Annotated in this window: 5 protein-coding genes; 4 read left to right on the top strand and 1 reads right to left on the bottom strand. The window is 73.4% G+C overall.

Annotated elements, in window-relative coordinates; genetic code table 11:
- Positions 1–398: 398 nt before the first annotated feature.
- Positions 399–1,832, bottom strand: coding sequence for an anion permease (locus DSX2_RS13110; RefSeq protein ID WP_020881567.1), 1,434 nt, complete (start codon positions 1,830–1,832; stop codon positions 399–401).
- A 256-nt stretch (positions 1,833–2,088) separates the two neighbouring features.
- On the opposite strand from DSX2_RS13110, the gene DSX2_RS13105 reads away from it, so the two are divergent.
- The 4 genes from DSX2_RS13105 to DSX2_RS13090 are packed head-to-tail and all read left to right on the top strand — an operon-like array spanning position 2,089 to position 5,970.
- Complete coding sequence (locus DSX2_RS13105; protein WP_020881566.1) at positions 2,089–2,790, top strand: ATP-binding cassette domain-containing protein; 702 nt, start codon at positions 2,089–2,091, stop codon at positions 2,788–2,790.
- On the top strand, positions 2,781–3,527 hold the full coding sequence (locus DSX2_RS13100; protein WP_020881565.1) for an ABC transporter permease subunit: 747 nt from the start codon (positions 2,781–2,783) through the stop codon (positions 3,525–3,527). The genes DSX2_RS13105 and DSX2_RS13100 overlap by 10 nt, the downstream gene beginning before the upstream one ends.
- On the top strand, positions 3,524–5,035 hold the full coding sequence (locus DSX2_RS13095) for a hypothetical protein (RefSeq protein WP_020881564.1): 1,512 nt from the start codon (positions 3,524–3,526) through the stop codon (positions 5,033–5,035). Before DSX2_RS13100 ends, DSX2_RS13095 begins: the two co-directional genes overlap by 4 nt.
- Before the next feature lie 5 nt (positions 5,036–5,040).
- A complete protein-coding gene (locus DSX2_RS13090) occupies positions 5,041–5,970 on the top strand; it encodes a hypothetical protein (RefSeq protein WP_152512949.1) in 930 nt (309 codons plus the stop codon).
- The last annotated feature ends 42 nt before the right edge of the window (positions 5,971–6,012 follow it).

Here is a 6,012-nt window from a genome sequence, read left to right as displayed (position 1 = left end):
CTCCGAACACGGGCAGCCCGGGCGTGGGGGGCTGCCGGGCAGGGCGGTCGTGCGCCGTGGGCGGAGGAGGAAGAATCGGCCCGTTTTTCCCGCCGGACGGCGGAAAAAACGGCTGCCACCATCTCCTTTGCCTGCGGCAATGCCGACGAGCGCCTCCGGAGACTCTCGGCAAAGGAGAGGGAAGAGGCGCTTGGTGAATTTTTCAGTCGGTCATCAGAGGGGCTCGGGGAGGTCACTCCTCGGGCACATTCGTTCTGCGGCCTCTCACGCCCAGGCTTCGTCTAACCGGTCGTCGGTCGTATCGCGCGCGAAGCGGGGTCAAGGGCTCAGCCCTTGTGCGGGAGGGTGCAGGGAGGGGCGCATAGTCCCTCCCTGCCCGCCGGAGGCATCTTCTCTCTCTACTGCACGATGGACAGCCAGGGCATGCCGATGAGCAGCAGGGCCAGCAGGAAGATGGCGCCGAAGACGGCGCCGAGGAGCCAGAAGGTTCGGCCCGGGACGTAGCCGGAGCCGTACCAGATGGGGCTAGGGCCGGTGCCGTAGGGGGTGATGATGCCCATGATGCCGAGGCTGAAGCAGAGCATGAAGATGGTGGTGCGCAGCGGCACGCCGGGGATGGCCATGGCCGTGGACAGGAACACGGGCAGGAGCGCGGTGACGTGGGCGGTGACGCTGGCGAAGAAGTAGTGGGTGACGAAGAACAGCACGGTCATGAGCACGACCACGGTGGTGGGGCTGAAGCCCTCCATGGCCGTGGCGGCCTTGGCCGAGAACCAGGCCAGGAAGCCCACGTTGCCGAGCCCGCCTGCCAGGGTGACCAGGGTGGCGAACCAGACGAGGACGTTCCAGGCCTGCTTGTTGCCGATGATGTCGCTCCAGGAGACGACCCCGAGGAGGGCCATGAGGCAGAGCACCACGAGGCCCGCGGTGGTGGCGTTCATGATGTGCTCGCCGAATATCCAGAGCAGCAGGGCGGCCACGGCCAGAAGCGCCATGGTCAGCTCCCTGCGGCTCAGGGGGCCGAGCTTGGCGAGCTCCTCGCCCGCCCAGCGGGGGATGTCGGCGGAGTGCTTGAGCGTGGGCGGGTAGAGGACGTAGCCGAGCACGGGCACGAGCAGGAAGAGGATCACGCCCACGGGCAGGAAGCCCACGAGCCACTCCATCCAGGTGATGTGCTGCCCGGCCACCTTGTCCACGATGGACAGGGCCAGGAGGTTGGGCGCGAGCGAGGTGATGAACATGGAGCTGGTCACGCAGGTGGCGGCCAGGGCGGTCCAGCAGAGGTAGGAGCCCATCTTGCGCGGCTCGTTGTCCGGCGTGGAGCCGTAGATCTCCGGGATGTTCTTGGCGATGGGGTAGATGGTGCCGCCGCTGCGCGCGGTGTTGGACGGGATGAAGGGCGCGAGCACGAGGTCGGCCAGGGCCACGGCGTAGCCCATGCCCAGGGTGCGCTTGCCCAGGTGCTTGATGAGCACGAGGGCGATGCGGCGGCCGAGCCCGGTGCGTTCGTAGCCCAGGGCGAACATGAAGGCCACGAAGATGAGCCAGACCGTGCCGTTGCTGAAGCCGGACAGGCCCCAGGAGAGGGCGCTGCCCGTGGTCACGGCGGCTCCGGCCTTCTGCGGCACGAGGCGGAAGACCACGGCCAGGACCACGCCGATGAGGCCGGAGAGGGCCGCGGGCACGGGCTCGAGGATGAGCGCCACGACCACGCCGATGAACAGGGAGAAGTACTGCCAGGCCTGGGTGGAGAGTCCCTCGGGCGCCGGCAGGACGAGCAGGACGAGCGTCGCCGCCACAGGGGCGAGCATCTTCCAGAGGGGAGTCTTCATCGCGAACCTCCGAGGCGCGGGAGCGCCTGTGAAAAGCATGTACCCGGTTCATGGACACACGACGCATGGAGAGCATAGCGCAGGCCCCGGACGATGGGAACGCCCCGGGCGCACGGGGCGGAAGATAGCGCTCCTGCCCCGACGCGACCACGGAAATCTTTCAAGGCCGGGAAGCATGCGGGAATGCGCCGTTCAGGTCGGGGAGGAGCGCCGTCCGGCTTGCCCTGGGACGTCCGCCCGGTATAGAACTCGGCGCATGGTGCTCGACATACAGGGCCTGCGCGTTCGCTACGGACGGCGCGAGGCCGTTTGCAAAGTGAGCCTGTCCGTGGACGCGGGCGAGGTGGTGGCCTTGTACGGCTACAACGGCGCGGGCAAGAGCACCCTGCTGCGCGCCGTGGCCGGGCTCGCGCGCCGGGCCGGGGGCGAGGTTCTGCTCGACGGCCGGGACACCCGCAAGGCCGAGGCGCGACGCGGCCTGCGCTATGTGCCCGAGTCCCCCGTGCTCTTTTCGCATCTCTCCGGCGAGGCGCACGTCCGCGTCTTCGCGGACGCCTGGCGCCTGGACCCCGATCCCGCCTTCGAGGCCGCCGAGGCCCTTGGGCTTGGCCCGCGCATGGCGCAGCGCCCCGCGACCTGGTCGCAGGGGCAGCGCCAGAAGCTCATGCTGGCCCTGGCCTGCCTCGGCGATCCGACCTGCGTCCTGCTCGACGATCCCGTGAGCGCCCTGGACCCCCGCTCCGGCCGCGAGGCCATGGCCCTGATGCGCGGCCTGGCGCGCGAACACGGCACGGCCGTGCTCCTGACCGGGCAGCGGCCGCGCGACAGCGCCGCGGCCGTGGACCGGTTCGTCTGCCTGCACGAGGGGCGGGCGGTCAGCGAGGGCGTGGCCGCGGGCCGCGGCGAGGAGGCCGTGGCCCGGGCCGTGGAAGCGGCCCTGGAGGCGTCATGGGAGTAGGGGGCTTCTCCGGCGCTTCGGGCCTTCGGGCCGCCCTGGCCGCCGAGGCGCGGCGCGGCATCTCGCGGCCCGCCATGTGGCTGCTGCTCCTGCCCGTGCCCCTGGCGGGCGCCCTGGCCGCCCTGGTCCTGCCGGGCGGCGGCGACGTGGCCGCCGTGCGCGCCGTGCAGGCCCTGACCGCGACCTTCTGGCCGCTGCTGCCGCTTCTGGCCACGGCGCTCTCCCTGGCCCAGGAACGGCAGGCCGGAATCTTCGCCCAGATGGTCTCCGGCCCGCTGTCGCGGGGGCAGTTCCTGGCGGCAAAGGCCATCGGCGCCTTCGTCTTCCTCATGGTCGGCGGGTTCGCGCTCTCGGCCGGGGCCGCGGCGGCGGCCGCCATGCGCGGGGGGCTGTGGCGCGCCGATCTGCTCCTGGGCCTGGCCGTGCTCAACCCGCTCTCCCTGACCCCGGTCATCAGCCTCGGCCTCCTCTGCGCCGCGCTCAGCCGGACCACCGTCCAGGCCGGGCTGCTGGCGCTCGGCCTGCATCTCGTGCTGGACGCGGCCGGGGGCGCCATGGGCGGCTCCCTGCTCGTGCACACCGGCGTGTGGGGCATCCCCTTCGAGCGGGTCCAGGACGTGCTGGCCGGGCTGCCGCCGGAGCCCCTGCGCAGCGCGGCGCTCCTCTCCTGGCTGGCCTGGACCCTGCTGCCCCTGGCCTGCGCCTGGCTGGTCCTCGAGCGGCGGGACCCGGCATGAGCCGCCTTCCCCTGGCGGCCGCCCTGGCCTTCGTGCTGGCCCTGGCTCCCCTCGTCTCCCGCGCCGCATCCCCCGCCTCCACAGCCGCCTCCACATCCGGCGCAACGGCCCAGCTGCACGTCTGGCATCTGCCCGAGCCGGTGGACCGCCTAGTCTTCTTCGGGCCCGCGGTCTTCGCGGGCAGGGCGCCGCTTCTGGCCGCCGCCTCGGGCAACGTGCTCTATCTCGCCCGCCCCGGTGACGCGGGCGCGACCCGGCTGCCCTTCGCCCCGAACGACCTCTACGCCGGGACCTGGGGCGGCCGCCCGGCCGTCTTCTGCATCGGCTCCGGCGGCCTGGCCGTCCTGCCCATAGACCCCATGCATCCCGTGCAGCCAGAGCCCCTCCTGCGGCCCGCGCTGCCCGGCCCCGACGCAGTGTCCGCCGCGCCGCTTCCGGCGGACGCGGCTCCGCGCGACCGGGCGGTGGCCTGGCGGGTGGCCGATCTGGACGGGGACGGCGCGAGCGACCTCTGGGGCACGGACGGCAGGACCCTGTTCGCCGCCATCCAGGAGCCCTCCGGCAGGCTCGTGCCGCTCGAACTGCCCCTGGCCGCGCCCAAGAAGCCGGTGCCGTCGCTGCACGAGGTCTGGCGCGTCTCGCGCGACCGCGCGGCCTGGGCCGTGGAGGCCGCGTCGAGCCTCTCGCACCGCGTCTGGGCCGACGACCTCTACGGCGACGGACGGCACGAGATCGTGGTCCTGAGCGAGGAGGAGGGCAGGCGGAGCGCGCTCGTGCTCAAGGCCCGGCCGGACGGTTTCACGCGCCTGCTGTCCGCGGACCTCTCCTCCCTCGGCGCGGCGGGCGACGCCCTGCTGGTCGACCTCTACGGCGACGGCGACCTCGAGGCGGCGCGGCTGCGCCTGCTGCTGCCGGGCGAGGAGGGCACCATCCTGCCGCGCTACGTGCTCGACGTCTTCCGGCTGGAGCCCGCCCCGTCCGTCCTGTCCGACGGCGAGGGCACGCCCTCGCCAGGTGTGAATATGCGCGCGGCCAAGGCCCCCTGCCTGCGCCTCGAATCCTCCTTCCTGCCGGGCTTCATGCCCCTCGTCCGCCTGCGCGGCGGCTGGGCCTGGCTCTCGCTCACGCCGCGCCTGCCCGCCACGGCGGGGGAGATGTCCCGCCTCGCGGCCGGAGGCACCCTCGAGCTCGTGGCGCGCGAGGCCCGCATCACGGCGCAAGGGGTGCGCTGGGAGCCGGGCACGGCGGAACTCTGCGCCCCCTCCATGACCGACCCGCGCCTCGTGCGCGAGGGCTGGCTGGCAGCGGACATGGGCCGCGCGGGCCTCCTCGACCTGGACGAGTCCGGCCGCCTCTCCGCCCTCACCCCGCTCGGCGGCGCGGGCCTCACGGCCGATCCCGGCGCCGTGCTGGCCGGAGTGGCCCACGTGGACGGCACCGGACGCGACGCGGCCGTGCTCCTGCTCGACAACGGCCGCACCGTGGAGAGCGTCGCATGGCAATGGTGAGGCGCATGAAAAAGACCGCCCCGGGCCTCCTCGCCGCCTGCCTCCTCGCGCTCCTCGCCCTGGCCCGGCCGCTCTCGGCCGCCGAGCCCGAGGACTTCCTGGGGCCCGTGCGCGAGGTGGTCAGCGTGCGCACCCAGGCCGCCGCCTCCGCGCTCCTGGCCCCGTTCAGGCCCATGGCGGGCAGCGGCATGCTCTCGGGCAGCGGACCGCTGGCCCCCCTGCGCGTGCGCCGCACCCTGGCGGACAGCGGCCGCGTCGGCGTCCTGGACGCGAACGGCGACGGCATCCTGGAACTCGTGGTCATCTCGCGCGACGTGCACGGGGGCTCTGTGCACCAGATCCGGCGCGGCCTGCCCGGCGGCGGCTTCGCGGAGACCCCCGCCTGGTCCCTGGCCACCCAGGGCGGCTCCTGGCTCTCCGGAGACTTCCTGCCCTTCTCGCCCCACGGCCTGCCCGGCCGTCTCTCCGTGGAGACACGGCCCTTCGGGCTGCTCGGCCTGCGCGTGGCCACGCACCTGGCCTACTATCCCTGCGACCGCGAACACGGCGGCTGCTCCACCCACCCGCGCTGGCGCCTGGCCGTGAAGGGCATACTGCCGCCCGGCGCGGGCGTGCGCGACGTCGACGGCGACGGCAGGCCGGACATCCTCGTCCTCGACGGCATGGCCTCCTCCCTCACCGCGGGCGGCCTGGCCGAAGACCTCCTCTCCGGCCGCGCCTGGCTGGCCCTGCGCGTCTACCTGCAGCAGCCCGACGAGACCTTCCTCGACCAGCCGAGCGCCGAGCTGCGCCTGCCCGTGGGCCTGTCCACGCCGCTGCGCTGCTCCTGGGAGACCCCGCCCGAAGGCCCGCCCATCCTCCGCCTGGGCGACCCCGCCGCCCCCTGGGCCAGGCTCCGCTGGAACGGCGGCACCCTGGCCGTGCTGCCGCGATAGGAGATGCCTCCGGCGGGCAGAGAGGGGGCTGCGCACCCCCTC

It is taken from the genome of Desulfovibrio sp. X2 (genome assembly GCF_000422205.1).
Classification (GTDB): domain Bacteria; phylum Desulfobacterota; class Desulfovibrionia; order Desulfovibrionales; family Desulfovibrionaceae; genus Alkalidesulfovibrio.
The sequence above is the reverse complement of the archived record's forward strand: the minus strand, read 5'-3'. Positions and strand labels throughout refer to the sequence as shown.